At 59.6% G+C, this 995-nt stretch carries 2 protein-coding genes; both read right to left on the bottom strand.

Going from position 1 to position 995, the window contains the following annotated elements; translation table 11 throughout:
• Window positions 1-440 (bottom strand): MarC family protein (locus B2W52_RS20270; protein ID WP_286803984.1); only part of this gene is annotated, 440 nt, incomplete at its 3' end.
• 115 nt (window positions 441-555) lie between these two features.
• Window positions 556-995 (bottom strand): transglutaminase-like domain-containing protein (locus B2W52_RS20265; RefSeq protein ID WP_286803983.1); only part of this gene is annotated, 440 nt, incomplete at its 5' end.

Here is a 995-nt window from a genome sequence, read left to right as displayed (position 1 = left end):
CCGCCTGCCACTTCGGATACCCGGTTAAGCTCGGCGCCATACACCATGATTGCACCAATGGTGGCCGGGCCAATCATCACCGGAATAGCCAGTGGCACAACGGCAATGTCATCACGGTCCTCATCAGGCAGCCCGGTGGCGTGATTCCGGGTACCACTGGTCACCAGGCTGATGGCGGTCAGAAACAGCAGGCAACCGGCACCGATCCGGAACGAATTCAGGGTAATGCCGATGGCGCTGAACAACAGCGGGCCGGCAAAGAACAGAATCACGCCCATCAGAAAGGCCGAAACGCAGGCACGGCGGATGATCGATGTTTTCTCGGTTGCTGGCAGGCCCCTGGTCAGCGCCAGGAACATGGTCACTACGAAAAAAGGCGCCAGCAGGAACAGGAAGCGAATGGTGCTGCTGATGTAAGTCGAGAAAAACGTTTCAATCATTCCGTGTCGTCCGGGTGCCATCGAAAGCCCGCAAGCATAGCTTGCTATGCGGCACTCCGCCGTAAGGAAGTGAACGTATGGATAAGCTCAACCACAACCGGACGGGTGGATTCGGTTAAGTCGATAGTTCTTCCAGATAGGTTTCGCCGTCGCCGTACAGGGAGGCGAACTCCTCCTCGGGCACCACGGTCACGGCAATCTCCGGTTCATGTCCACCACCCCCCAGCAGGACGCCCCGCATCGGGGTGATATCGGAAAAGTCCCTGCCCCAGCCGAGGGTAATGTGTTCCAGGTCCGGCCTCAGGGCATTGGTAGGATCCAGCTCCAGCCAGCCGAAATCCGGCACGAACACAGCCACCCACGCATGGGTAGCATCGGCTCCAACAAGGCGCTCCTTGCCCTCGGGCGGATGGGTCAGGATATACCCGCTCATGTAACGGGCCGCCAGCCCAACCGAACGCAGGCAGGCAATCATGATGTGGGAGAAATCCTGGCAGACCCCGCGACGGGCCTTGAACGCCTGCTCAACCGGGGTGAAGGTTTCCGTTGCAGTCG

The organism is Marinobacter sp. UBA2498 (genome assembly GCF_002341575.1).
Taxonomy (GTDB): domain Bacteria; phylum Pseudomonadota; class Gammaproteobacteria; order Pseudomonadales; family Oleiphilaceae; genus Marinobacter; species Marinobacter manganoxydans.
The sequence above is the reverse complement of the archived record's forward strand: the minus strand, read 5'-3'. Positions and strand labels throughout refer to the sequence as shown.